The 25,680-nt window shown below is 68.4% G+C and carries 19 protein-coding genes; 10 read left to right on the top strand and 9 right to left on the bottom strand.

Annotation, left to right across the window (positions count from 1 at the left end):
• Positions 1-275: 275 nt before the first annotated feature.
• Positions 276-1,757 carry an RICIN domain-containing protein gene (locus tag JOL79_RS26810; RefSeq protein ID WP_210158672.1) on the bottom strand — a complete coding sequence of 494 codons (1,482 nt, stop codon included), beginning with the start codon at positions 1,755-1,757 and terminating at the stop codon, positions 276-278.
• Positions 1,758-2,446: 689 nt separating this feature from the next.
• Positions 2,447-4,609, bottom strand: coding sequence for a vWA domain-containing protein (locus JOL79_RS26815; protein ID WP_230985562.1), 2,163 nt, complete (start codon positions 4,607-4,609; stop codon positions 2,447-2,449).
• Positions 4,610-5,293: 684 nt separating this feature from the next.
• Here JOL79_RS26815 and JOL79_RS26820 point away from each other — a divergent pair.
• Positions 5,294-5,539 carry a winged helix-turn-helix transcriptional regulator gene (locus tag JOL79_RS26820; protein ID WP_269143940.1) on the top strand — a complete coding sequence of 82 codons (246 nt, stop codon included), beginning with the start codon at positions 5,294-5,296 and terminating at the stop codon, positions 5,537-5,539.
• 36 nt (positions 5,540-5,575) lie between these two features.
• Here JOL79_RS26820 and JOL79_RS26825 read toward each other — a convergent pair whose 3' ends face one another.
• Complete coding sequence (locus JOL79_RS26825) at positions 5,576-6,109, bottom strand: P-loop NTPase family protein (RefSeq protein ID WP_307848744.1); 534 nt, start codon at positions 6,107-6,109, stop codon at positions 5,576-5,578.
• 165 nt (positions 6,110-6,274) lie between these two features.
• On the bottom strand, positions 6,275-7,789 hold the full coding sequence (locus tag JOL79_RS26830) for a non-reducing end alpha-L-arabinofuranosidase family hydrolase (protein ID WP_210158675.1): 1,515 nt from the start codon (positions 7,787-7,789) through the stop codon (positions 6,275-6,277).
• 19 nt (positions 7,790-7,808) lie between these two features.
• Here JOL79_RS26830 and JOL79_RS26835 point away from each other — a divergent pair, with 19 nt between their 5' ends.
• Both JOL79_RS26835 and JOL79_RS26840 read left to right on the top strand, forming a co-directional pair.
• Positions 7,809-7,949 carry a hypothetical protein gene (locus JOL79_RS26835; RefSeq protein WP_210158676.1) on the top strand — a complete coding sequence of 47 codons (141 nt, stop codon included), beginning with the start codon at positions 7,809-7,811 and terminating at the stop codon, positions 7,947-7,949.
• Positions 7,950-8,557: 608 nt separating this feature from the next.
• A complete protein-coding gene (locus JOL79_RS26840) occupies positions 8,558-9,724 on the top strand; it encodes an aromatic ring-hydroxylating oxygenase subunit alpha (protein ID WP_307848745.1) in 1,167 nt (388 codons plus the stop codon).
• Here JOL79_RS26840 and JOL79_RS26845 read toward each other — a convergent pair.
• On the bottom strand, positions 9,652-10,140 hold the full coding sequence (locus JOL79_RS26845; protein WP_210158677.1) for a hypothetical protein: 489 nt from the start codon (positions 10,138-10,140) through the stop codon (positions 9,652-9,654). The two genes, JOL79_RS26840 and JOL79_RS26845, sit on opposite strands and share 73 nt — an antisense overlap.
• Before the next feature lie 20 nt (positions 10,141-10,160).
• On the opposite strand from JOL79_RS26845, the gene JOL79_RS26850 reads away from it, so the two are divergent.
• Together JOL79_RS26850 and JOL79_RS26855 are read left to right on the top strand one after the other, a co-directional pair.
• Positions 10,161-10,334, top strand: a complete 174-nt coding sequence (locus JOL79_RS26850; RefSeq protein WP_210158678.1) for a hypothetical protein — start codon at positions 10,161-10,163, stop codon at positions 10,332-10,334.
• Positions 10,335-10,446: 112 nt separating this feature from the next.
• A complete protein-coding gene (locus JOL79_RS26855; protein WP_210158679.1) occupies positions 10,447-11,772 on the top strand; it encodes a hypothetical protein in 1,326 nt (441 codons plus the stop codon).
• A 68-nt stretch (positions 11,773-11,840) separates the two neighbouring features.
• Here JOL79_RS26855 and JOL79_RS34530 read toward each other — a convergent pair whose 3' ends face one another.
• Complete coding sequence (locus JOL79_RS34530; RefSeq protein WP_307848746.1) at positions 11,841-12,398, bottom strand: TetR/AcrR family transcriptional regulator; 558 nt, start codon at positions 12,396-12,398, stop codon at positions 11,841-11,843.
• Between the two features lie 83 nt (positions 12,399-12,481).
• Here JOL79_RS34530 and JOL79_RS26865 point away from each other — a divergent pair, with 83 nt between their 5' ends.
• Positions 12,482-12,895, top strand: a complete 414-nt coding sequence (locus JOL79_RS26865) for a nuclear transport factor 2 family protein (RefSeq protein WP_210158680.1) — start codon at positions 12,482-12,484, stop codon at positions 12,893-12,895.
• A 114-nt stretch (positions 12,896-13,009) separates the two neighbouring features.
• On the opposite strand, the gene JOL79_RS26870 is transcribed toward JOL79_RS26865, so the two are convergent.
• The gene (locus JOL79_RS26870) at positions 13,010-13,519 is read right to left on the bottom strand and encodes a MarR family winged helix-turn-helix transcriptional regulator (RefSeq protein WP_210158681.1); all 510 of its coding nucleotides are present in this window, start codon (positions 13,517-13,519) and stop codon (positions 13,010-13,012) included.
• 75 nt (positions 13,520-13,594) lie between these two features.
• On the opposite strand from JOL79_RS26870, the gene JOL79_RS26875 reads away from it, so the two are divergent.
• Complete coding sequence (locus JOL79_RS26875; RefSeq protein WP_210158682.1) at positions 13,595-14,173, top strand: cupin domain-containing protein; 579 nt, start codon at positions 13,595-13,597, stop codon at positions 14,171-14,173.
• Positions 14,164-14,331 carry a DoxX family protein gene (locus tag JOL79_RS26880; protein WP_210158683.1) on the top strand — a complete coding sequence of 56 codons (168 nt, stop codon included), beginning with the start codon at positions 14,164-14,166 and terminating at the stop codon, positions 14,329-14,331. Before JOL79_RS26875 ends, JOL79_RS26880 begins: the two co-directional genes overlap by 10 nt.
• A 225-nt stretch (positions 14,332-14,556) precedes the next feature.
• Here JOL79_RS26880 and JOL79_RS26885 read toward each other — a convergent pair whose 3' ends face one another.
• Together JOL79_RS26885 and JOL79_RS35615 are read right to left on the bottom strand one after the other, a co-directional pair.
• Positions 14,557-16,368, bottom strand: coding sequence for a cellulose binding domain-containing protein (locus JOL79_RS26885; protein ID WP_307848748.1), 1,812 nt, complete (start codon positions 16,366-16,368; stop codon positions 14,557-14,559).
• 443 nt (positions 16,369-16,811) lie between these two features.
• Positions 16,812-20,999, bottom strand: coding sequence for an nSTAND1 domain-containing NTPase (locus tag JOL79_RS35615; protein ID WP_210158684.1), 4,188 nt, complete (start codon positions 20,997-20,999; stop codon positions 16,812-16,814).
• Between the two features lie 759 nt (positions 21,000-21,758).
• Between JOL79_RS35615 and JOL79_RS26900 the strand changes: the two genes are divergently transcribed.
• The gene (locus JOL79_RS26900; protein WP_230985548.1) at positions 21,759-23,957 is read left to right on the top strand and encodes a cellulose binding domain-containing protein; all 2,199 of its coding nucleotides are present in this window, start codon (positions 21,759-21,761) and stop codon (positions 23,955-23,957) included.
• A 158-nt stretch (positions 23,958-24,115) separates the two neighbouring features.
• Entirely contained in the window at positions 24,116-25,603 is a 1,488-nt protein-coding gene (locus JOL79_RS26905; RefSeq protein WP_210158685.1) for an arabinofuranosidase catalytic domain-containing protein, read from the top strand.
• Positions 25,604-25,680: the final 77 nt, after the last annotated feature.

Raw genomic sequence — 25,680 nt, forward strand, 5'->3', positions numbered from 1 at the left:
CAGAAGTACCAGCTGAGAGGCCGGTTCCGATCATCGGAACCGGCCTTCTGCGTTACTGAGTGACTAGGAACCGCCTCGGCTTCGGTGGAGACCCCAGGGGTTGATTCCAGCGGGTTCGCCGGCGCACGGTGGCCGCCTGCGGCCAGGATGCCGGTTCCCTTGTACGGGGATGCGGTGGCGCTGGGGGTGTCCGCATCCCCGGCGCCGAGCGCACAGCACAAGATCGGCACCGGGGAGGGGTGTACCGCGGATCCGCGGTTACGTCGAGACCACCGTTAGACGGCCGTGCGCGACCACTGCTGGTTGGCGCCGGTGTTGCACGGATACTGCTTGAGGATCACGCCATCCGCGGTCGATGCGGCCGGTACGTCCACGCATTTGCCGCTGTGTCGTGCCCGGAGCTGGAAGTAGCCACCGTTGGCGACCATCTGGAACTGCTGGTTGGTGCCGGTGCCACAGGTGTACTGGATGAGCTCGGCGCCGTCGGCGGTTGAAGCGCCCACCACATCAAGACACTTGCCGCTGTGGCGGCTGATGATGCGCCAGTAGCCGCTGCCGGCGTCCTGGAAGCGCCACTGTTGCCACGCATTGCCGCCGTAGGTGTACTGGTCGACGCGCGCGCTGTTGCTGGTGCTTGCTTGTTGGACGTCCATGGCCTTGCCGCTGTGGCGCGCGTTGATCCGGTAGAACGTCTCCGGCGCTGGCGTGGGGGTGGGGGATTGGGTGGGGGTGGAGTCGCCGACGGTGTCGCCCCAGCCGTAGCGGACCCGGTCGGCGCCGGACTGGTTGCGGACGGCCAAGGTGAGGTTGGTGCCGCTGCCGCCGAGGGCCCACATCGAGTAGTGGTCGTAGCCGAGGCCCGCGGTGACCTTGCCCCCGAGGGCGGGCCAGTAGGTGCCGCCCATCTGGTTGTCCCGCATCACCTGGGCCACAGCACGGAGGTAACGCACGAAGTTGTCGGTGCTGTTCGGGTCGGCGTAGTTGAGGCCATCGGACATCGGTGCGCCGTACTCGGTCGTGATCGCGCGGGAAGCGCAGTTGCCCAGAAGCGTCTGGATGTGGCTTCGGAAGGCGTCGTAGGTCATCGCGCTGTAGAAGAAGGCGTAGTAGTGGAAGGACAGCAGCGTCGAGTTGAAGCGGCTGTCGTTGCAGATGTCCCGGAGGTCCTGGCTGAAGCCGGTGCCGCCGATGAGTACCCGGCCGGGCACCGCCGAGGTGTGAGCGCTGAGCCAGTTCGCCGCGACGTTGCGCCATTCCGACGATGAGTAGCCGTGCGGCTCGTTCATCGGCTCGAAGTAGACGTTGCTGTTCGAGCCGTACGTGCTGATCACGCTGGACCACATCGCGTTCCATGCGGCGAGGTTCGTGATCCTGCCGCCGGAGGCGGCACCGTCCTCCCAGTAGGCCAGGATGACCTTGAATCCACGTTCAGTGGCGGCGTCGATGGCGCCGCGGTAGGAGTTCCACCAGGTCGTGTCGGCCACCGTATGGGTGTTGATGGGCAACCGGACGGTGTTGACGCCCATGATGTATTCCATGTAGTCGTAGAGCGAGTTGGCCTTGGCCCGTACCGTCGCGTTGCTGTCAGACTGGCTCAGGCCCTGCACGACGAGCGGGCCGGTGCTGAAGTTGTCACCCAGCACGGCCCAGTTCATGCCACGGAATTGGCTGGTGGCGGCATTGGCCGACGGCGCGGGGACGAGGGTCGCCACTGCGGTGAGCGCGGTCAACGCAAGGGCGATCAGCAACTGGCGCAACGACCAGATGCTCCGCGATGGTCCTGATGAGTAATCATCAGACGCCATGCTCAGTGCCATGAAATGTCCCATCACTAGATCTCGAATTGCCGGATCAACCTTCGCTTGTGCACATTGTTAGCGCTAACAAAAATGCCGACCACCACGGAGGCCTCACGCTAGAGAGGAGGCGGTAGTGCGTCAACGGAAAGGGAGACGACCTACTCGAACCGCTGGTCCGCGACGGGCACCGCTGTAAATTTCAGGCAGACGTCCTGGTCGCGCCAACGCCCCGATGGCGCCGATGCAACTCCACCGCACCTCTGCCGACGCGCAGGCCGATGACCGGGACAAGGGCCGGCACCACGAGGATGGTCTGGAGCCTCGACCGTGAAAGCCTCCGCCGTGGCGTGGCTGGGGTCGCGCCGGTGCGCACGACGGGGCCGTCCGAGGTCTCCTGCCGCTGCCAGGTCACGGTCACCTCGGCCGGGCTGGGCACCCCGGCTCCTCCGCCGTAATTCAACGGGATGGCCCCGGTGGCAGGAACGGCAGGTGCGCCTTTCAGGCACACCGCTGGGCGGTGAAGACGGTGACCTTCGTCAGCTCCTGGCGTTCTACCAGCGGGAAGCTCACGTCAGGTTAGGTAGCGGGCCGGGCGGAGCCACGGTGGTCCGCCCGGCCTTGGGTTTTATTGGTTCAGGTGGATGGGGTTATGGACAGTTGCCGATGTCGCTCTCGGATGAGGCCAGGACGACGTTGGTCTTGGCCAGGCCGAGGGCGTCGACGGTGACGTGGACGGCGTTGACGGTCAGGCCCTTGTCAGGGGTGGTGAATGAGGTCTGCTCGTTGAGGACGAGCTTGACGACGCCGACATTGACCGTGGTGTTGGGCTGGATAGTGGTGGGTTCCGCGATGACCACCGTGTTGCCGACCTTGAGGAAGGCGATCGTGGTGGTTCCGGTGGACCCGGCGCAGGTGGTGGTGGAACTGGAGTTGATCGTCTTGACGCTGATCACCGGGATGCCGGTGATCCCGATGGTGGTGTCGTCGATGGACGCGGTCGCCACGGATTTGCCGGGGAATTCCGTGGTGGCCACCTTGGCGCACAGGGCGTGCGCGCTGATCAGCCCGCTGAGAGTGGCGGTGCAGGGCACCGAGGTGGTGCCGGTCGAGGTGGTGGAGACAGGGCCGGTGTCGGGGGTGCGCGCGATGTTGACCAGTTGGAGGCCGGCCAGGGTGGCGCCGGCGGTCAGGCCGTAGGCCCGTCCGGTGAGCCGCTGCGGCGTGACGGTGACCTGTTCGTCGCTGCACGGGGAGGTGACGGAGTTGTTGTTGTCGTCGCCGTTGTAGGTGGCGGTCCACCGGTAGGTGCCGGCCGCGCCGATGGTCACGTCGCCGGACACGGCGATGCCGTTTCCGAACAGCGTGCCGGTTGGGGTGGCGATGGGCGTCGTGCAATCGGTGTCACCGGGAGCGTACAGCTTGAATGTGACTTGGCCGTCGGGGTGGAACCCGCCGGAGAGGTTCGCGGTGTCGGACACGACGCCGCCGGCCGGTACGGACCCCGAGGGAGTGGTGGTGATGCCCGGGGTCGCCTTGACGACCACGACCTGTTCGTCGCCGCACTCGGACGTGACCGGGTTGTTGCTGTCATCGCCGCTGTAGGAGGCCACCCATCGGTAGGTGCCCACTCCACCCGCGGCGATGTTCCCGGACGCGGCGGTGCCGCTGCCCGACACCGTCCCGGTACGAGTCGCGATGGGCGTCGAACAGTCGGTGTCACCGGGTCCGAACAGCTCGAACTTGACGGTGCCCGTGGGGTGGTACCCGCCGGTCAAGGTCGCCGTATCCGAGACGTTCCCGCCCGCGGGCGCCGTGCCCGATGGCGTCGTGGCGATCGACGGCGTCACCTTCGGGACGTGTTCGGTGATCGTTTCAGTGAAGCCCGGTGACAGGACGCCGTTGAGCAGGAAGTCCACCTTGCAGGTAACGGTGCTTCCCGGTACGGCTCCGGCGCCGACGGAGACGTTCTCACTGAAGGTGGCGTCATCGCCGCTGGTCACCGTCCGGCTGCCCGGACTCAGGGACACCGACAGGTTCGAGTCACAGTCGCGCAGCTGGTGGGTGACTGTGACCGGCAGGTTGTGCAGGGCCGTCAGGATGGTGTCGCTGACCTCCGAGGCGTTGAGGCCGGAGAACAGCTGTCCACCCGTGGCGTCCGTGATCGCGGTCGCCTGCCCGCCCGAGTTGAGCCCGGACAGGTCGAACGCGAGTACCGTGATGTCGGCCGCCTGCAGCGCGCTGATCGCAGCGGCCAGCGTATGGCCGTTGCTGGGGTCATGGCTGGGCGCGTCCCCGATCAGCAGCACGATCCGGGTGCTGTTCGGCCGGAAGCCGACCGCCCCGGACGCGACCTGGAACAGGCCGTTGATGCCGTCTTCGGGGATGTCACCGCCGCCCGACGCGACCAGCGAATTGATACCGTTCGTGACGTCTGTCTGGTTGCCGGTGAGGTTCTGCGCCACCCGGAACGACGTCGCGTCCGCCGACACGTCCCTGTACTCGGCGACCGCGAACTGCGCGTCCGGCTGCGCGGAGGCGACGTTGGACAGGATGGTGTTCGCATTGGTCCGCACGTTCGAGATGACCCCGCCCATGCTCCCTGTTGTGTCGATCAGAAACGCGATATCCGGCTTCGGCGGAATGGCCGGAGTGGACACGGTCTTGGCGATCGTCGTCGATCCGCCCGGGGCCAGGTTGAGCGTCACGTTCGCGGGGGTGACCCCGGGCGCGGCGGACGCCGTCCCCACCCCGGCCGCCAGCATCGCACCGGCCGCCATCGCGCACACGGCGGCCCGTAAACTTCGCGTCATTCTCACGGTGGTGTCATTCCTTCTGTGTGGCGTTCTGCCATAAACGAATTTGGGATCACCGGCCGTGCGGAATTTCTATGATTGCGCCATCCGGGACGCCCTCTCCTCACACGTCGGCACGTACGGATACCAATTCGCATTGGGCTGACAGCCTCGGTGACTTTTCAGCGTCAGCCGCTGATCAACGAGGCGGGGTGTGGCCACCGTCATATGGTGACTGGTCGGCTAATAGATGTAAATAGGCAACTTACGGCAAGTTGCCGACTGGCCACAGTCGGCCACCCCCTGCCGATGAGAGGCGTCCGCGAGAATCGATCTTTGCCGAAATCTTCTTCAGACATGCCCGATAAAATGAGGAATCCGCAGTTCTCCCCTTCGAATGGAACAGCCGTTTCCCGCCCTCCGGACCGCCTGAATTTCGGATATGGGCATCGCCGCAGGACTGACCGCCGGTCTCCCACGTCTGGTCGACATCGATCAGGTATCACGAATACGACTCATTTCGGCCAGGAGCCCAGGACTGATCATCCAAAAAGGACCTCGACCAGAGCGCCCTCGCAGACATCGCGATCGGCGCGGCACCCAGTCGACCGCCATCGGGATGCGCGACCACGATGTGGACGGTGATGCCGCGCTCCGCGGCCGGCTTGGCGCTCGGCTGTCCGCTCGGGATGCTCCCGCAGGCTGGCCGGGGTCAGCCAGACGATGCTCACCCAGACGCCGCGTTCCCTCGAACGGGACGGGCTGGTCACCCGCACCGTGACGCCGACGGTCACGGTCACGGTCACGGTCACGGTCACGGTCACCTACGAGCTGACCGGCCTCGGTCTCTCACTCCACCATGTGATGCGCGACATCAAGGTGTGGGCCGAGGTGCACATGGACGAGGTGCTGGCCAACCGCGAGGACTACGACACTCGCATCGCCTGAACATTTTCCAGGGGTCGCCACCGTGAGGAGTCGTCGTCACTGACCTGCCTGTGCCGGCGTCAGGCGTGCGTCGCGGAGCACCTGCCGCACCGACGCTTCCAGCGGACTGTCCTCGCCGATGACCGTCTCGCACCCGTCCGGCAGCAGGTCGCGCTCCTGATACCACTCCCGCATCTGGTCGGGGGTGAAATCCAACCGCTGAGGGCGGCTGTCATGGCGCCGGAGCGTCTCCGGAAAGGACACGTCCAGGTAGAAGAAGGCACTGGTCCCGGCGTGGTCACCGCGCAGGGACTGCAGCATCGCGCCGTACCGGCTCGCGGCAAGGATGCCTTCGAGCACGACGTGATAGCCGTGGTCGAGGGAGTAGCGGACGATCGTGTCGATGAGGCCGATGTTCACGCCGCCATCCACGTCCCATTCCCGCAGCAGTTCCCTACGTATGACGTCTTGGCCGACCAGCGCCAGCCCACGACCGTAGGCCCCCCGCACGGCTCGGGAGACGGTGGTCTTCCCAGAACCGGAGTTCCCACGGAGAACGATCAGACGGGTGTCGGGAGAGCCGGTACGCACCGCCCCAAGGTAGAACAGCCCTGGGCGCGACACGCCGTCTTCCCGGCCGGCCGGTGTGCGAGGTCCCCGTGGGCCTTCCGCTGCTGCGGAAGGGCGGGCTCGGTGTTCGCACCGAGCCCGCCGCTTCACATTCACCGGATCCTGATCAGGACCCGGGTCACGCCATTAGTGCTGCAGGGTCAGCAGACCCGGCCGGTACGGCAGGAGGCCGTAGTCGACGCCGTTGGAGCTGGGGCTGCGGCCCTGGTAGAGCAGCTGCAGGTTGCAGGGGTCGACGGTCATGGTCTGGTCGGGGTTGTTGCGGACCAGGTCGCCGTGGCTGATGTCGTTGGTCCAGGTGGCGCCGCTGTTGGCCTTGCCGGCGAACGGGTTGCTCTCGGACGTTGCCTGCGGGGTCCACGAACCGCCCAGGCTGGTGGCCGTGTACGAGCGGAAGTAGCGGCCCTGCGAGCCGATCGACTCGACAAGCATGAGGTACTTGTTCTGGCCCTGGAGCTTGTAGACCTGCACGCCCTCGAACAGGTTGTTCGTCGAGTCGCTCATGATCTGGGTGTAGTTGGAGCCGAAGCTGCCGGGGAAGTTGCCGATGGGCATGCTCTGCCGGTAGATCTTGCCGTTGTCGCCGGCGAAGAACAGGTACATGTTCTGGCCGTCACCGATGACCGTCTGGTCGATCGGTCCGGTGCCCGAGCCGGAGATGCTCGCGGTGGACAGCGCCTGCTGCGACGACCAGCCGTTGGGGTTGGTGGGGTCGCTCGACGTCCGGTAGGAGAACGCCGTCCCGCCCCACTGGTAGGCGAGCACCCAGATGTTCTTGGGAGCGAAGTAGAACAGGGTCGGCGCGACGGTGCCGGAGTTCATCCCGGTCTGGGTGGCCGAGGCCATGTCGGACCAGTTCGTGAACGTGCTGAAGCCCATCGAGCCCCAGCTCGACCCGTTGTCGTGCGTCGTCGCGTAGACGAGGTGCTTGCCGTTGTAGACGACGTTGGTGAAGTCCTTGAGCGAAACCCAGCCCGACTTCGGAGTCGCCAGCGCGCCCGTCGAGGTCCAGCGGTACGTCGACGGAAGATCACACGTGCCCGTCGGCGTCGACGACGGGGAAGGCGACGGAGAGGGCGAGGGGGAACGCGACGGCGTCGCACTGGGCGACGGCGACACGCTGGGCGACTGCGACGGGGTGGCGCTGGGAGTGGCGCTGGGCGTGCCCGGGTTGCCGGTGCAGGCCACACCGTTCAGGGAGAACGAGGTGGGCACCGGGTTCGAGCTGTTCCAGGAGCCGTTGAATCCGAAGTTGGTGCTGCCGCCACTGGGGATGCTGCCGTTGTAGGAGACGTTGGTGACCGTCACCTGCGAACCGGACTGGGAGAGCGTGCCGTTCCAGAGCTGGGTGATCTGCTGACCGGCGCCGAACGACCAGGACACTGTCCATCCGTTGACGGCGTCACCGAGGTTGTTGATGGTGACGTTGGCGTTGAAGCCGCCCGGCCAGCTCGAACTGATGGCGTAGTCGACCCGGCAGGCGACGGCGGCCTGGGCGGGCTGCATGGCCAGCAGGCCGGTTCCGGCCAGCAGAACCGTGGTGGCGCCGATTACGAGGCCGCGGCGCGGGGCCCGCCGGGGCGGCGCCGGGGGTGTGACGGCGGAGGGGCGCGGTGACCGCGCTCGCCAGGGCAGACGCATCTGTATTCTCCTCATCATCATGTCCGGCCGCAGTCAGGGGCTGGTGCGGGGAGCGGCCGGGGTGGCCACGGTGCCGTTCGCGGTGAACACGAAGGTCGTGAAGTCGCCGGCGGCGATGGAGCCGTTGCAGGAAAACCGGAAAAGCGGACACGCGGGGTGACCCCGCACGATCGACGCCGCGTCCCGTGATCGGGAACGCACACCACCAGGGCGTCGCGAACGGCGGTCCTCACCGCGCACCACCACATGGCAGGAGGAAGCCGCCTCAGGGACACAGTGTGGAAACCGTGCCGAAATGTGTCAAGACCCCCAAGAAAGTTTCAGAGTGGCGCACTCGCCGTCACGGGCGGCGGCCCCTGATAACGCCTGATGAGCCGCGCGCCCGCCCGCCTGCCCTCCGTGGGCGCGAGGTGCCGTCCTTGACGTCGCCTCTTCGTCTCGTATTGGCTCCGACCTGCCACCACAGCCACCTGACAGAGAAGGAACCGCGACAGCAGACATGTTGTGTTAGCGCTAACATCCGACCTGTGGCCACCGCCCGGCGGCCATGGTGCGGGGACGGTCCGGCGGACAGACACCACGTCCCTGGAGCCGCCCTCTGGAGGGTCATTGATGAGGAGGTTCGCTCGGCCACCGTAAACATGATCGACCTTGAAACCTGGCGAAAAGGATCTTACTCTCAATTCGGTCGACACGGGATTTCTGTGCCGTCTCACGGGACAGCCGCCCGGCCGCCCGTGCGCTTGGTGTCATGCACGCGGAGGTACGGTGACACCGCACTCGATCACCGCGATCGATCACATTTCCGCCGGATACGACCCTGACCCGGCGCTGTCGATGTCGTTGCACGCCGACGCCTACACGGATCCGACGTGGTTCGACGTCGACCAGCGAGCGATCTTCGCTCGTACCTGGCAGTGGTTGTGCCATGTGGAGAGGCTGCGGGAGGCGGGCAGCTATGTGACGGGCACAGTGGCCGGCATGCCGATCGTCGCCGTCCGCGACGAGGCGGGCACGCTGCGGGCGTTCTACAACGTGTGCAAGCATCGGGCGCACGAACTGCTGTCCGGTTCCGGAGTCCGCCGCAGCATCGTGTGTCCCTACCACGCGTGGAACTTCGACCTGACCGGCCGGTTGCGGCGGGCGCGGGGCACCGGCGAGATGCCGGCCTTCGACGCTTCCGCCGTATGCCTGGACCAGATCCAGGTCGCCGAATTCGGCGGCATGGTCTACGTCAACCTCGATCCCGAGGCCATCCCGCTGCGGGAGCAGGCGGGAGACCTCGAAGCGGAGATCGCGGAGCGTGCACCCGACGTGGCCGGGCTGACCCTCGCTCGCCGGCTCACCTACGACATCGCCTCCAACTGGAAGAACGTCGTCGACAACTTCCTGGAGTGCTACCACTGCCACGTGGCCCACAAGGACTTCGTGTCCCTGGTCGACATGAGCACCTACCGGGTTACCACGTATGGGATCTACTCCAGCCACATGGCCCAGGCCGGCCGGACGGAGAACTCCGCCTACGACGTGTCGGGTGCGACGGTCACCGAGCACGCGGTCTGGTGGCTGTGGCCCAACACCTGCCTGCTGCGCTACCCCGGCCGCGGGAACTTCATGGTCCTGCAGATCATCCCCGACGGCACGGAACGTACGCGCGAGATCTGGGACTTCTATCTGGAGACCCCGGAGCCCGACGAGGCCGAACAGGACGGCATCCGATACATCGACGAGGTCCTCCAGAAGGAGGACATCGCCCTGGTGGAGAGCGTCCAACGCGGCATGCGCACCCCCGCGTTCACCCAGGGGAAGATCGTCTACGACCCCGACGGGTCCGGGCTGTCGGAGCACGCGGTCCATCACTTTCACGGACTCGTCCTCGACGCGTACCGGCGCGAGCTCGAACGATCCCGCCCGTCGCGAGATGGCGGGTCGTAGTCGCCCGAGCCCGGCGCCGGGATCGGATGGACGCGTTCGGCGTTCCAGCCGTCCTCGCTCAGCGTCCGCCGCAGCGACTCGGCTCGTACGGCGGTCACGCCGAACTCCGCGAACAGAGTCCCCAGGTCCTCGGACGTCGACGAGGTGACCTCGTCGGAGCCCACCTCTAGCTCCTGGAGCCTGCCGAGCAGCAGAGCCAGCTCTCCCGGCCGTCCCTCGACCGCGACACGTAACCGCACGTGGCTCGACGGCCTGCCGGGATGCCTGCCGCGGATCCTGTCGAGTCCCGCGTTCCCGCGGCTCAGCAGGTTCTCTATCGTCGTCACGCTGTGCCGCTCGCGTACCGGTTCGGCCGCGACGAGGTCCTCCAGCGCGGTCAGCACGGCGGAGAGGTCCTCGTGCAGCGCCCGCAGCACCCGGGCGACACGGCGGCGTCGTGCGCCTGGCTCTCCATCATCACGGGACCGTCGGGGCGACCCTGTTCGACCGGAGAAGTCCCCGGATCGCTCTTACGGCGGCCGGTGCGCGTCTGCTGCCCTACGCGGAGACCATGCTGTCCATCGCGGCGGCGGCCCAGAAGGACGTGGGAGAGACTGTGACCGCGGCATAGTCCCGGCGGTTCTCTGAGTCGAATCCGGCCCGGCGCCCACGTGATCGAAACTGTCCGTGGGAATCGCTAGGGTTGGCGCCTCACCCCCCGCTTGATCTCCTGGATGTGACGCGTGCGCCATTATCGGACGATCCTCCCCGCCGTACTCGTGACCGGCGCATATGTGACGGCACTCGCGGTCGCCGCCGTGCTCGCGCTGACCGGTGACGACATCGGCCTCCTGTGGCGGCTGTCGCTGTTCTCCGATGCGGACGAGGATGTCGCGGCGACGTGGCCCAACGTGTTCGTCCTCGCCGTGGCGGGCGGCCTGTGGGCCTGGGCGCTGTGGCTTAGCCTGCGCGGCCTGCCGTACGGGAGGCCCATCCCGGCCGACCGCGAGACGCGCGCGCTGCGACGGGCCCTGTACGCGGCGGTGGCGTCCTGGGTTTTCTACGCGGTCATGCCGGTCTGGCCCTGGTGGGCGGTGGTCCTCGACGCGCTCCTGATGTCGGCGGTCGTGGTTCTGTTCCACCCGGTGCTGCGCCGCGAAATACGCCACGCCGATCTCGCGCTGGGCGCCGGCCTGCTGGGTCAGGTGAGCCTGGCCGCGACCGAGATATTCGACGCGCTGAACTGGCACGAGGCGGAGCGGGCGGCGGCGTTGGGCGGGTTCGCCCCGGTAGGGACTCTGGTGTGGTCCGTGCTGGTGCTCATGGCGCAACGACGCGACGGCCGCTGGAGGCGGTCGACCGTGTGGTACGGCATCGCCTCCCTGCTGACGCCGTTCGCGCTCCCCATCGCGGGCATGGCTCTGAACGCGGCCGGCGACCTGGCGGACGTCTACGGCGAGGCCGTCTCGGCCGCCGACGCCCTGTTCCTGATCTGGCTGGCCCGGTCCGCGCACGACCTCGCCGGCACAACCGGCGACGCCGCGCCTTACGTCCCGTCGGTGCGCGCGAAAACCGCGCTCACGACGACGGCCCAGCTCACCGCGTGCGTGGTCCTGCTCCTCCCGCCCCTGGCCAACCGCCATCCGGCGTGGATCAGCCCGCACGTGTCGATCGATCGGCTGCCCCGTGTCGTGGGTGAGGCGGCGGGCGCCGTGCCCACAACGCTCTTGCATGCTTTCGAGCTGTTCGTGGGCCTCGGCGGCCTGGCCGCACTGGTGCTCGTCGCCCTGCACCGGCGGACCATGTTCTGGCCGGCCATGAGCGGCCTGCTCGTCACCGCGCTCGCCGGGCTCGCCGCCGTGACGATGGTCGACCAGCAGGACGGCTGGGGCCTCACCCGGCCGTACGGCCTCGACGTGTACGGGATCGTCGCTTTTTCTTCGAGGCCGGCCATCTCCCCGCTGTGGTTCACCGCCGCCTGCCTGGTCTCGGCCGCCCTGCTCTGGTGGTCACACAGTGGGCGGCGATCCGATGCCGCCGCCGTGTTCTCGCGACAGGTGCGAGCGTAATGACGGACATGTGCCCGGCCAGAGGCGTATCGCGTCCGCATGCGTGTCAGCCCCCTCGCGCACGGCCGTCACGGCTCGATCAGTGCCTGTACGGCCGGGCGGAGCACGGCGGCGATCCGCTCGGGGGAGGCGTCGCGCAGCGCCTCGATGTCCAGCAGTTGATGCCCGATGGTGACTCCCACCATGAGCATGACGGTCAACGCGGCCCGTAGCCGGGCGTCCTCCCCCGCGACCGCCTCGGCGATCTCGTCGATCTGCGTGTTCAGCCCGGCCCGTACCGCCTCGGCCGCCTCCGGGTGGGTGAGCATCGAGCGGAGCATGGCCAGCGACGTCTCCGGCAGCCCGGCCAGCTTGACGCCGAGCGTGGCGAGCAGCAGGTCGGCCGGCGTTTCGAGGCCGTCCGCGGACCGGTCAAGCGGCGTGTGCACGGACCGCCGGAAGAGTTCCTGCTTGTTGCCGAAGTACTGCATGACCAGCGCGGGGTCCACTCCGGCCGACGTGGCGACCGCCCGGATCGTGGTCCGTTCGTAGCCCCGCTCCGCGAAGAGCCCGCGCGCCGCGTCCAGGATGCGCCGCTCGGTGGACCGGCGGCGCTCGGCTCGTGAGGACGGTGTCAGATCGGGCACAGCAATTCACTCTACAGATGTTGAGCGATTCCGCGGATCACGCTACCGTTCCCTCAACACTTGTTGAGCGAATGGAGACCGCAATGCAGCAGACCCCGCGCGACGTGCTCGGCCGCTACCGGCGCGCGATCCTGGACAAGAACGCCGACGCCCTTGCCGACCTCTACGCGGACGACGCCGTACACGAGATCCCGTTCCGGTTCCCGGGAATGCCCGCGCGCTACGAGGGACGGGAGCAGGTCAGGGCGGCGTACCGGGCCATCTGGGGCGCCAGCCCGGTCCGGCCGGAGGAGATCCGCGACGTGGTCACCCACGAGACCGCCGACCCGGAGGTGATCGTCGCCGAGCAGGTGGTCGCCGGGCTGGTCCCGGCGACCGGCGATTCGTTCGCCGTGCCGGGTGTCCTGGTCCTGCGGGTCAGGGACGGCCTCATCACGCATGTCCGCGACTACATGGACGCCCTCGCCGCCACCCAAGCCCTCGACCGTACGGCGTAGAGCGCGGGACACCCGGGACCATCCCGTCCGTTACAAGGGGCAGGAACTCAACGCGTCCTTCGGTGCCTGGTGATGGCGGCCTGAGGGATTGCTCGTGGCGCTGGCGTGGTGTTGTCAGGTGACGGTGTCCAGCATGGTGCGGAGGATGCGCGTCATCGTGGCGACGTCCTCGGGGGCGAGGCCGGAGATCAGGCGGTTGAGGGTGGCCGCGTGGTCGGTGAGTGTGGCGTCGATGATCGCGCGGCCTTGGTCGGTCAGCGTGACGCGGAAGCTGCGGCGGTCGGCGGGGTCAAGGCTTCGCTGCAGTAGGCCGGCGGACTCCAGGCGGTCCAGGCGGCTGGTCATGCCCGCGCGCGACATCATCAGGGCTGCCGACAGTTCCGAGGGGATCTGGGTGTACGGCGGGCCCGAGCGGCGTATGGCGGCAAGCACGTCGAACTCCCCACGCCCGAGGCCGTGACTCGCGAGCATGTCATCCACCCGGGTTTCCACGGCGCGGGTGAGCAGCGAGAGGCGGCCCAGGAAACCCATGGCCGAAAGGTCCAGGTCAGGACGTTCGCGCCGCCACTGCGTAAGGATCACGTCGATCGCGTCGTTGGGTTCCGGGTTCGCCTCTGCCGTCATGTCGGCCGATTCTATTCGACAGGAAATAGTTAGCTGGCGTACTATCTCGGAGCGAACTACTGCGGAGGAGTGACAGTGACAGTGATCGATCCCAACGACGCTCGGGCGGTGCTGGTAAGGGCGGGCGAGGCCGAGGTCCTCGGCGAGTTCCCGAACACGCTGGAATTGCTGGCGGACGCTGAGACCACGGGTGGACTGGTCAGCGCGATCCGTAGCAAGATCGGCAAGAACACCGATGGGCCGCCGCCGCACTACCACAACGAGGCAGCCGAGATCTTCTACATCATCGACGGCGGCCTGCACGTCCTGACCGGGGAGCATGTCGTCACCGTGGGGGCGGGCGACTTCCTGGTCGTGCCGCCTCGGACTCCGCACGCGTTCAGTACCCCCGCGCACACTGGCGTCGACATGGTGATCTTCAAGCCGGGCGCTGAGCGATTCGGCTACTTCCGGCTGGGGGATCTAGTCCGCCGGGGCGAGGCGAGCCCGCAGGAGATCCTCGACGCGCAGGACCTCTACGACAACCACTTCCACCACAGCGCGGTCTGGCGCCGCTTCCGGGGTGCCGAAGCAGAGAACCGCCTGCTCGTCCTGCCGCCGAATGACGACGCGACTCCGGGTCAGGGCAGGGACGGAGACACCCGGTGGACGTGACGGCCGTCATCCTGTCGATCGTGCTCGCGACCTCGACGCTGGCCAGTGGCACCACCAAGCTCGCGGGGACCCGCGCCATGCGTGAGGACGCGAGGCGGTTCGGCTTCTCCTACTCCGCCTACCGGCTCATCGGCCTCGGCGAGGCGGCGGCCGCCTGACCGTCCGTACCTCGCCGGGCCGCGGCACCGGGCGAGGTGTCCGGAGGGGGATGTTCTAGGGCGTGCACCCCACACCTGCTTGGACATAGGAATCCAGCACGTAGCGACTCGGCTGCCTGCCGCCTTCACCAGGTCAAGCAGGCTCCGCCACCGTACCGCCGAGCACCCGGCGGGCCCAGCGCGCTTGGGGTCCCGCCGGGTGGTGTCACTCGCGGCTGATCAGGGTCAGGGGCTGGTGCAGGTGGCGGTCGGCGTGGCCGCCGAACCGTTCGCGGTGAAGCCGAACGTCGTCGACCCGCCCGCCGCGATCGACCCGTTGTAGTCGGCGTTGCGGACCGTCACCGAGGAGCCGGACACCGTCTGCGTGCCGTTCCACAGACTGCTGATCGTCTGACCGCTTGGCCACGTCCACTTCACCGTCCAGCCGTTGACCGCCGAACCGCCCGCCCGGACCGTCACATTCGACTGGAACCCACCCGGCCACGAGTTCGTCGTCTCAATCGTCGCCGAACACGCACCCGTCACCGGAACCGACGGAGACACCGAGGGAGACGCCGAAGGAGACACCGACGGCGAAACCGACGGGGACGACGACGGAGACACACTCGGGCTCGGGCTGGGCGACGCCGTGCTCCCGTTCGGGGGCAGGAGGGTGATGGTGAAGGTGTCGTCGACGGCGGTGTGGGGGAGGTTGACGGTCGTGCCGTTGTTGGACAGGGTCACGACGGTGTCCTGGACGGTGACGGGTCCGGTGACGGCGCCGCCGCTGTTGTAGGGGATGCGCTGGGTGAGGACGCGGACCTGGTTGTTCTGGACGATGCCGCTGGTGGTGTTCAGGTTCTGGAGGTTGACGGCGACGTTGCCGGTGGTGGTGCCGCCGCCGACGAGGATCTTGGCGTTGCCGCTGTCCTTGGTGGCGAAGGCGTCGTAGTTGGCGCTGGGGGTGACCGCGGCGATCTGGCCGGTCTGGGAGCCGTAGAAGCGGTAGACCCACCATTCGCCCTTGGTGGAGTACTGCCCGGCGGAGTTGTGGGTCAGCAGGTTGGCCAGGTCGTTGTGCAGGTTGCTGCCGCCGGCCCAGTTGGCGCGCAGGCCGTCGGCGCCGGCGCGCTCCAGGCGGGAGATGTACCAGGCGCCGTCGGCGGGGTTCTGCTCGTTGGAGGCGCCGTACTCGTTGATCTGGTACGGGCGGGGGTGGGCGATGCCCCGGGAGTTCAGTGTGGTGTTGGCGGTGGAGACGTTGCTGACCGGGTCGCCGGGCAGGGAGTGCCAGCTGACGATGTCGGGCACGACGTTGTTGGCCTTGACGTAGTCGAGGTACTGGGTCCACCAGCCGCCGGTGGACGGCACTCCCGCGAAGCTGGGGCCGACGATCAGGTGGGAGGGAAAGGCGGCGCGGATGCGCTGGTAGGCGCGTTTCCACATGTCGAAGTACTGCGATTGGGTGCGGTTCCAGAAGATGGTGATGTTGGGTTCGTTCCACAGGTCCCATTCGACGGGGACGCCGGTGGCCTGGACGTCGTTGATGAGGCGGGTGAGGAAGTTGTCGTAGTCGGTCCAGTTGCCGTTGTCGCCGGGGAAGCGGGAGATGGGGTAGCCGTCGGCGCCCCACAGGTCGTGGACGAGCAGGACGAATTTGCCGCCGAGGGCTTGGGTGCGCAGCATCTGGGCGCGGGTGGCGTTCCAGCGGCGGTCGTACTTGCCGGAGACCCAGCCGCCGGGGCTGTCGAGCTGGGCGCCGCCGGCGCGCATGTACTGGAACTTCACGTCGGTGAAGTAGTTGTCGGCGGGGGCTGCGCCGTTCTCGGTCATGCCGTAGATCCAGCCGGAGGCCCGGTAGGTCGGCGAGCCGTTGGTGGTGGCGAAGTTGACCGTGATGGACTGGTCGGCCGCCTGGGCGGGCGCGGCGGACAGCACCGAGGCGGCGACGAGCGCGCCGAGGGACAGCAGCGCGGCGAGACCGCCCCGGCGTCCGCGCCGCCTACGAGATCCGGCGTCCCTACTGGTTGCGGTGTCCCTACTGGTTGTGGCGTCCACTGGTGACTCCTTGGACATCGGGGGGTGTTGGGAATCGCGGGTTTCGCCGATGGTCAACTCGCACTCCTCACGAAGGGTTCGGGTGCTGTTCGCGTTGAGCTCCGTGGCCCGGCGAACGGACCGCCATAGGGAACAACGATCAATCGAATCGGTTCGCGCGCAGCCTAGGTACGGTGCCAGTGGATGTCAATTGTCGGCACGGGCGCTACAAATCACCTATTTGACCATTCGAAACGTCCGGGAGAGCGGCCTCGGGCCAGAAAACGCCCAGTCGAATCGGTTCTGAAATTGGCTTCTTCGCTGGCAGCGGCGGCACCGGGATGTATCGACACCGGATGCGGACATCGCCATACGAAGGGCTCCGGCGACCGTCAACGCTGGGAGCCGCCCGGGCCGTGCCCTGAAACGTACACACATCCGGCCGGCGCATTCGCCGGCCCGTCTCAGCCACAGGCCGGCCGGTAATCCTCATCCGGCGCGTAGAGATCCCACTCCTGCGCCGTCAGCGACCGGCCCGCCACCGAACAGACGAATCCCGGAAGGTCCCCGGGCCTCCCCACGTCCCAGAGCCGTGCCCCCTTCTCCCGTCCGGCGGTCACCAGCTTGCTGCCGTCAGGGCTGAAGGCGATCGAGAAGATGTAGTCGCCGTGGCCGGTCAGCGGCACGCCCTGGGCCCGATGGGCCGCCACGTCCCACAGCCGTACGGCGCGATCTCCCCCTCCGCTGGCGAGGGTCCTCCCGTCCGGGCTGAACGCCAGAGCGAAGATCTCGTCGTTGTGCCCCACCAGGGCGCCGCCCACCGGCCGCCGCGTCGCCACATCCCAGAGCCGCACCGTGCCGTCGTGGCTCGCCGTGGCCAGCCGGCGCCCGTCGGGGCTGAACGCCAACGCGCGGATCGTTCCACGATGGCTGGTCGTGAGGGTGAACCGCAGCCGGTGAGTGGTGACGTCCCAGAACTGGACGTCCGTCTCGTTCACCGTCGCCAGCATCCGGCCGTCGGGGCTGAAGGCGGCGGCGAACACGATGCCCTTCTGCCGGGTCGGGAGTGAGGCCTTCAGGGTCCTGGTCGCGGTATCCCACAACAGGATCCTGGTGTCGTCGCCGGTGGCGAGCGTCCGGCCGTCGGGACTGAAGGCGATCGCCCGTACGTCGCCCCCGAAGGAGTTCGCCTGACGGACGCCGGCGGTGAGCGGGGCGCCGATCGGCTTCTGATCCGCCGTGTCCCACAGGAGAACCGTGTCCTTCTCGCCCGAGGCGGCCAGCGACCTTCCGTCCGGGCTGAAGACGACACCCGGGAGCGTGGCGCCGAGCCTGCCCGGGAGAGGCGGCCCGAGCGCCCTGCGGCTCGCGACGTCCCAGAGCCGTGCCGAGTCTCCGGCTGTGGCGAGCGTTCTCCCGTCGGGGCTGAAGGCCGCGGTGCCGGTCACCTCCCCGGTTGGGACGATGTCGGAGTGACTGTGCCTCGCGTCCCAGAAGAGGACTGCGGACCCCTGAATTGTCATGAGGGTCCGGCCGTCGGGACTGAAGAGGACGGAGTCGACCTGTTCCGCCGGACCGGCGAGCCCGCTTCCGGCCTGCCTGCCAGTCGCGACGTCCCACAGCCCGACCTTGTCGGGTTCGTTGGGCTCGTCCCAGCTGACCGTGGCGAGCGTGGTGCCGTCGGGACTGAATTCGACGGCTTTGACATTTCCGGTAATCCCGTGAAGTGGGGAACCGGCCGCACGACCGGTCTTCACGTCGTAAAGGCGGACGGGGCGAAATGAGCTTCCCGCCGCCAGGTATTCGCCGTCAGGGCTGAAAGCGGCCTCACTGCCGGGAACGACCGCGGTCTTCTTGAGGTCCTTCATGCTCCAGACGGTGACCGACTCGTAGGGAACTCCCACGACGGCCAGGTGAGCGCCGTCCCGGCTGAGAATGATCCGCTTCGCGAAACCGCCGGGGCCGCCGGACAAGCGGGTTTCCACTCTCTTCCGCTCAAGGTTCCAGAACCGAACCTCGGCGGATGACGAGGTGAGCACCGCCAGCGTCCTGCCGTCGGGAGTGAAGGCCATATCAGTGACCGCACCGATGGACAGCGGCTCCTTCACACGCGGCTTTCGGGTCGCCAGGTCGAACAGCCGGATCTCATCGTCGATAGCCAGGGCGAGAGTCGTGCCATCGGGACTGATCTCCATGTCCCGGACGACCGGTCCCGACAGGTCGCCGCCCAGGGGGCGCCGAGCCACGATGTCCCAGAAACGGACGGTGCCGTCGTCGAGGGCGGTGACGAGGACCCTGCCGTCCGGGCTGGCGGCGACGGCATTGATCGAGCCCTTCCGCACGGGCAGTTCTCCACGGTACGGGCGTCGGTAGACATTGAGGAGGCCGAGTTCCGTCTCCGGGGTCACGGCGGTCCGGTAGGCGGCCGCGGCGAGACGGGCCGACAGGGCGGGGTCGGCGGTGCTGACCAGTTCGCTCTGGGAGGCGAGCAGGCGGGCGAGAGCGAAGGTGTGCTCCTGCTCGGCCGAATCGGCCGCCCGGACGGCGACCAGGGCGCTCGCGGCGATGAGGACGACCACGACGGCGGCGGCGAATACCAGGGCCCGGCGCGCGAGGACGGTCCGCCGCCTCGCGTTGTCGGCGGTCGTGAGGAACTCCGCGGCGACCCCATCCAGCGGACGAACCTCCGACGCCCAGCTCGGCAGAGCGGCGTGGACGGCGCCCAGTTGCGTTCCGCGGTAGAGGAAGGACGGATCGCGGCCGTTCGCCGCCCATTCCTCGGCGTCGGCGGTGAAGGCGCTGTAGAGGGCGAGGTTCGACACGTCGTCCTCCAGCCACTCACGCAGCCGTGGCCACGCATGGAGCAGCACGTCATGGGCGATCTGAGCCGCGTCGGCGTCCAGGATCACCAGACGGCGGCGGGAGAACGTCTCCAGGACGGAACCGGCGGCCTCCGGGAAGGAAGAGCGCGGCAGCGGACGGCGAGCCAGGGCCCCGTCGCGGCCGACCACGGTGAGGCCCCGGAACAGCTCGCGAGCCAGCTCTCGTTGCGGGGCCGACAGATCGGCGTAGGCCTCCTCCGCGCTGGTGGCGACCGCGCGCCGCACGCCTCCCGTCCGGGCGTAGCCCCGGCTGGTGAGCCGGTCCTCCTCACGGTGATCCCAGATTGTCAGCATCGTCTGGGAGACCAGCGGGAGGACTCCGGTGCCGTACCCGTCTGCGCCGGAGCCCAATTCGGCGAGGATGACGTCGACCAGACCGGGTTCGATCGCGAGGCCCGCGGCGTCCGCGGGCCCGGTGATCGCGCGTCGCAGCTGGGCTCCGCTCATCGGGCCGACGATGAACGGGCCGCGCTGGAGCGCGGCGGCCAGCAGCGGATGAGCCGCGCACCGGTCGACGAAGTCACCGCGCACCGCGAGGATCACCAATGCGGCGCCGGACTCGGTGATCGCGCCCAGCGCGGCCAGGAACGACGATCGCTCCGCGTCGGCGCCGCCGAGGGAGAATACCTCCTCGAACTGGTCGATGATCAACATCAGCCGGGCGGGGGTAGGCGTGCCCCGGCGCCGGGCGTCCGCCTCCAGCCCCTGGCACACCAGCAGGTGAGCCTGCCGCGGATCATCGGTCAGGCCGCGCAGAGCCGACGGAGCGTCGACCCCGGCCAGCCCGGCGAGCAGAACGGCCAGCCGCGAGAGCGGTGACCGCGTCGGCTGATTTATGACGCGCAGCGGCCACTCACGCGCCTCCTCCGACAGCTCGCCGCGGCCGACGGCCGGAAGCAGACCGGCGCGCAGCAGCGACGACTTCCCGGCTCCGGAGGCTCCGGTCACCACCACCAGACCCGGCCCGCTCAGCCGCTGGGACAGGAAACTGATCAGCTCGGCGGTGATCTCTTCGCGGCCGTGGAACACCTCCGAGTCGCTCTCCCCGAACGGCAGCAGCCCCCGGTAGGGCGAGCCGTGCGCCCACCGCACGCCGGGCAGGGATCCGTCCGAATCGACCGGCCGGGTCCGGCGCTCGATCGCGGAGACCTGCTCCAGCAGCAGGCGGGTGTCGGTGGCCTGCCGGTACTGAAGACCGACAGCCAGTTGCAGGTCGGCGCTCTGCCGGTCCACCGACTCGCGAATCAGCCGTAATCGCTGATCCAACTCGGCCAGCACGAACCCGAACTCCGCGAAATCGCCGCCGAGTTCGGCCAGGCCGGCGGTCAGAGCCGCCTGAAGCTCGCGGTCGCCCGACCGCACGGCCTCCTCGACGGCGACGCCGACCGCGCCGATCTCGCGCAGGACGGCCGCGATCTCCGCGCGTAGCGCCTCGGACCGACGGCCGCCTTCTTCCAGCACCCGCTGAACGGCCTGCTCCAATTCGGCGGTGAGATCCTCAGGCGAGGCGTCGGCGCCCAGCCGCTCGACACCGGCCTTCACAATGTCGGTGAGCACGTTGCCGCCGACGGCCGTCACCGCGCCGACCGCCGCGCTGACCAGCGCCGGCCCACCCACACCCGCGGTGAGCAGCGGCCCGAAGGCCCCGGCCGACAGCACGCCCAGCAGGAGCTGGGACGACCAGCGCTGAGTCCGGCCGCCTGTGGCCCGCGCCAGCGCGGCGATCCGTGCCCGCACCCCGTCCCGCATCAGGTTCGAGGAATCCTCCACCGGCCCAATTTCACCCGACGGCATCGGAAAAGCATGCGCCCCGACAGATCGGGATCAATCCGTGACGCGATTGCCATTCTTTACTCGGCACCATCATCAGGATTCAAGGCTCCATTAAAGCCAGATCGGCATTTCGCACCGACGGGTGGAATGTCGGGCACTAACCGCATAATCGGACAGCTGAAAGACCGTTTCCGCCCGCGTCCACCACGCGATCGTCATGCCGGGCGAGCGACGCCACTCACCATGGGGGCCGCACGGCCGCCGCGCGGGGCGTGTCCTGAAACGTACACACCTCCCGGCCCGTTCACCGGACGCCGGGGACTCGCGGGCGGACGCGTCGGCGGCACACGATTTCCGAGCGCCGTGCGGGCGGGAAGACGTCACGTCGCCGCCTTTCCCCGACATGTAATTTTCAGCCACTCCCGTTACCGCGCGGAGGCGTGATCAGCCCCGTGGGCGGCGTCGATCCCGCCGTGCGGGGCGGCCAGGCGGTGCGCGCCCGGCGGCTCCGTTGACGCCCGAACCGCCGTCTGCGTACCGTCCGGCTGCTACCCCAAGTGTCCGTTAAGGAAATCGTTTGTCAGGACTCGTCGAGAGCCATGGCCGGCGGACATCGCACGTGGAGTGCCCAATGGTTCTGGTGTTCCGGTCCGCCACCATCTCGTCGGCAACCCGTGGCGGCAATCGATGTCTCGGCCAAATGGTCCCCACGCCGGAAACTCCCCCGCACCCCACACACCGCCTTCGAGGACACAGATGCGACTTTTCTCCCACCGGTTAAGGCCGGCGCTGGCCGCCGTCGTCTGCGCCGCGGCCGCCGGCGCCCTCACCCCCGCACTGGCCGCCAACGCAGCGGCCGGCTGCCAGGTCACCTACACGGTCAACAACGAATGGCCGGGCGGCTTCGGCGCGAATGTTAGCGTTAACAACATCGGTGATCCCGTCAACGGCTGGCGGCTGACCTGGTCGTTCACGGCGGGGCAGACGATCACCCAGCTCTGGAACGGCAGCTACACCCAGTCGGGCGCGCAGGTCACCGTCACCGACGCCGGCTACAACGGTTCCATCCCCACCGGAGGCACAGCCAGCTTCGGTTTCAACGGCTCCTGGAACGGCACCAACCCCGTCCCCACCGATTTCGTCCTCAACGGCACTGCCTGCACCGGCACCGTCACCAGTCCGTCGGCGAGCCCCAGCTCGTCGCCCAGCGCGAGCCCGAGCGCGTCCGCCAGCCCTTCGGCGAGCCCGTCCGCGAGCCCGTCCGCGAGCCCGTCCGCGAGCCCGTCGCCGACGCCGTCGGTCAGCCCCTCCGGCATCACGCCGCCGGCCAACCCCGTGGGCAGCGTGCTCACCGTGGCCGCCGGCTCACCGTTCCGGCCGGTCACGCACGTCGCCACCGGCGGTCTGTACGGCCTGGCGGAGAACAGCAAGCCGGCCGACTCGACCCTGTTGCCGCTGAAGGTCAACTCGCTGACGCAGCCCGCTCCGGGGGTGGGGCAGCGGCCCAACGGTCAGCCGCCGGGCGGTGATTCGCTGCTGGTGTCGCCGCAGGCCACCCGGGTCGGGGCGGGGGAGTACATCCGGATGCCGGACATCTACCCCAATTTCCCCTACAAGTGGGTGAGCTGGAACGACTGGCTGGCCAAGGTGGACACGATGGTCCGGGCCCGGCTGAACGCGACCTCGGCGACCAACATCGTCGGCTGGGAGCTGTGGAACGAGCCGGACTGGACGTGGAACACCTCCGCCGCCGGGGCCTTCAGCGACGGCTGGACGCGCACCTTCCGGGCGGTGCGGGCGCTGGACGCCGCGACGCCGATCGTGGGGCCGAGCATCTCGTACTACAACCGGTCGTGGATGTCGTCGTTCCTGACCGCGGCCAAGGCCGCGAACACGCTGCCGGACATCATCTGCTGGCACGAACTGGGCAGTCCCAACAACATCGCCGCCGACATCGCCGACTACCGGGCGCTGGAGTCGTCGCTGGGGATCAGCCCGCGCCGGATCTCGATCAACGAGTACGCGGCCACCAGTGAGGTGGACGTGCCCGGCCGGATCGCCAGTTATGTGGCGAAGTTCGAGCGGGGCGGGGTGGAGACGGCGCATCGGGCGTTCTGGTACGAGTACGGCACGATGAACGGCCTGGTGGTCAACAACAACCAGCCGACCGGTACGTGGTGGCTGTACAAGTGGTACGGCGACATGGCGGGCCGGATGGTCACCACGACCCCGCCCAACCAGACCGGGCTGGACGGCTTCGCCTCCTACGACAGCACCCGCAAAATCGTCAACGTGGTCCTCGGCAACATCTCCGGCACCAACACGGTCCGGCTGACCGGCATCGGCGGGCTCGGCCCGTCCGTCCAGGTGACGCTGGAGTCCACGCACACCCAGAGCCGCTTCACCTCGGCCCCGGCGGCCACCTCCATCTCCAACGTCGTCTACCGGGTGACCGGCGATCAGCTCCTGGTGATCGTGCCCAACATGGCCGCCTCGGACGCGTACCACGTGGTCGTCCAGCCGGCCAGCGGGGTGCCCTCCTACCAGGAGAGATACGAGGCGGAGGACGGGTCGGTCTTCCGCGCGCAGCGGCTGACCACCTCCGGCGCGTCCGAGGGCGGCTACGTCGGCCGCATCGACAACAACACGAGCGCGCACAACACCGACAGCTACGTCGACTTCGTGGTTAACGTGCCGACCGCCCGGACGTACACGATGGCGATCGGCTACGCGAACGGCGGCGGCGCCACCGCCACCCAGGGCCTGGCCGTGAACGGCGGGTCGTGGAGCACCGTCAGCTACCCGGCCACCTCCGGCTGGGGCCAGTTCGGCGCCACTGTGAGCACCAGTGTCAGTCTCAAGGCCGGATACAACGTGATCCGCCTGGCCAAGGGATCCCCCGGCTTCTCCGGCGGCACCGGCAACGCCGAGCTGGACTACATCCAGCTCACCTGACCCACACCGCCGTACCCGTCCGCCCGCGCCCGCACCATGGGCGCGGGCGTCGGGGCACCACCATCACCTACGACGGCCCGAACCATCACTTACGACGGCCCGGCCAGACGGCCGGAACAGACCTTTTCTTCCTCGCGGAAAAGCCCCCAGGAGTACGGATGAAGATTCCTCGCCTACGGCTCTGGCTCGCCGCCGGGGTCGCCGCGGTGGCCGGCCTCACCGGCACGCTGACCACGACCGCCGCCCAGGCCGCGGCCGGATGCCGGGTCGACTACACGGTGAACAACTCCTGGCCAGGCGGCTTCGGCGCCAACGTCACCATCACCAACCTCGGCGACCCCGTCAACGGCTGGCGGCTGACCTGGTCGTTCACCGCCGGACAGACCATCACCCAGCTGTGGAACGGCACCGTCTCCCAGTCCGGGTCACAGGTCACCGTCACCGACGCCGGATACAACGCCAGCATCGGCACCGGCGGAAACACGTCCTTCGGCTTCAACGGCTCCTGGAACGGCACCAACCCCGTCCCGGCGAGCTTCGCCCTCAACGGCACGACCTGCACCGGCGGCGTCACCACCTCACCGTCGTCCTCGCCCTCGGCTTCGCCGTCGTCCTCCCCGTCGGTTTCGCCTTCGGCCAGCCCCTCGCCCTCGCCGTCCGTCTCGCCGTCGGCGTCCCCGTCGAACCTGCCGTGTGACATCTACGCCGCCGGCGGCACGCCCTGTGTCGCGGCCCACAGCACGACGCGGGCGCTGTTCCGCTCCTACAGCGGGAACCTCTACCAGGTGCGGCGTTCGTCGGACAACACGACCAGGAACATCGGCGTGCTGACCACGGGCGGCACCGCCAACGCCGCGACCCAGGACTCCTTCTGCGCCGGCACCTCCTGCGTCATCACCGTGCTGTACGACCAGTCCGGACACGGCAACGACCTGTGGTACCAGGGATCGAGCGTCGTTCCCGGCTCGCCGCAGAGCAAGCCCGCCACCGCCACCACCGAATCGCTCACCGTCGGCGGCAACAAGGCCTACTCCCTGTACATCAACCCCAGCAACAGCTACTGGCGCGACGGCCACACCACCGGCGTCCCCACCGGAACCGCGCCCGAGGGCATGTACATGGTCACCAGCGGCACCCACGTCAACAGCGGCTGCTGCTTCGACTACGGCAACAGCGAGACCACCCGCAAGGCCGACGCCGCAGGCGCGATGGACGCCATCAACTTCAGCAAGCAGTGCTGGTTCGGCGGCTGCTCCGGCTCCGGCCCCTGGGTGCAGGCCGACCTCGAATGGGGCCTGTTCCCCGGCGGCAGCCAGTCGTGGAACCCCAACCAGCGGGCGTTCACCAGCAAGTTCGTCACCGCGATGCTGAAGAACAACGGCACCACCCGCTTCGCCCTCAAGGGCGCCAATGCCCAGTCAGGCGGCATGACCACCCTGTGGGACGGCGCACTGCCCAACGGCTACAACCCGATGAAGAAGCAGGGCGCCATCATCTTGGGCAGCGGCGGCGACTGCTGCAAGCCCGACGGCGGCGCCAACCTCAGCGCCGGCACCTTCTACGAGGGCGCCATGGTCGCCGGCTATCCCTCCGACGCGACCGAGAACGCCGTCCAGGCGAACATCACCGCCGCCGGCTACCGCTGAGACCGGCCCGGCCGGACGGCGCCCCGCCGTCCGGCCGGGCATCACACGCCGCCGCGAACGGCACCGCCGCCACGCCC

It is taken from the genome of Microbispora oryzae, from assembly GCF_017896165.1.
Lineage (GTDB): Bacteria > Actinomycetota > Actinomycetes > Streptosporangiales > Streptosporangiaceae > Microbispora > Microbispora oryzae.

Coding starts and splice junctions, on each gene's coding strand:
- JOL79_RS26900 (WP_230985548.1), top strand. CDS start 21,759: ATGCGACTTTTCTCCCACCGGTTAAGGCCGGCGCTGGCCGCCGTCGTC.
- JOL79_RS26815 (WP_230985562.1), bottom strand. CDS start 4,609: ATGACGCGAAGTTTACGGGCCGCCGTGTGCGCGATGGCGGCCGGTGCG.
- JOL79_RS26905 (WP_210158685.1), top strand. CDS start 24,116: ATGAAGATTCCTCGCCTACGGCTCTGGCTCGCCGCCGGGGTCGCCGCG.
- JOL79_RS26865 (WP_210158680.1), top strand. CDS start 12,482: ATGCAGCAGACCCCGCGCGACGTGCTCGGCCGCTACCGGCGCGCGATC.
- JOL79_RS26835 (WP_210158676.1), top strand. CDS start 7,809: ATGTCCGGCCGCAGTCAGGGGCTGGTGCGGGGAGCGGCCGGGGTGGCC.
- JOL79_RS26830 (WP_210158675.1), bottom strand. CDS start 7,789: ATGCGTCTGCCCTGGCGAGCGCGGTCACCGCGCCCCTCCGCCGTCACA.
- JOL79_RS26870 (WP_210158681.1), bottom strand. CDS start 13,519: ATGACGGCAGAGGCGAACCCGGAACCCAACGACGCGATCGACGTGATC.